Origin of the sequence: Neptuniibacter marinus (genome assembly GCF_001597725.1) — a bacterium.
GTDB classification, from domain to species: Bacteria; Pseudomonadota; Gammaproteobacteria; order Pseudomonadales; family Balneatricaceae; genus Neptuniibacter; species Neptuniibacter marinus.
This window is the reverse complement of record NZ_LUTR01000089.1, coordinates 1-259: the sequence shown is the minus strand read 5'-3', so window position 1 is coordinate 259 and position 259 is coordinate 1. Positions and strand designations below refer to the sequence as shown.

Sequence of the window (259 nt, the reverse complement as noted above, 5' to 3'; positions counted from 1 at the left end):
GCTCTTCTAATTCTTGGCTGTAGCCAAAGTGAGCGAGCATGGTTTGGTAGCCTTCGGGCTCTAGGACAGTTTCGATACCACGAATGACTTCTGCAAAGACTTGGTTTGTTAGTGATGGTAGCAATACACCAACGGCGTGGCTTTTGGATTTAGAGAGAATGTCTGGCGCGCGATTAGGGATGTAGCCTAAGTCGTCCAATGCGTGTTGAATTTTATCGCGTAGCGGGTCAGATACTTGATCTGGGTTACGGATAAAACG

Annotated in this window: 1 pseudogene; it reads right to left on the bottom strand. The window is 47.5% G+C overall.

Going from position 1 to position 259, the window contains the following annotated elements:
• Positions 1–259: pseudogene (locus A3774_RS16170) on the bottom strand (LacI family DNA-binding transcriptional regulator); the annotation flags it as partial.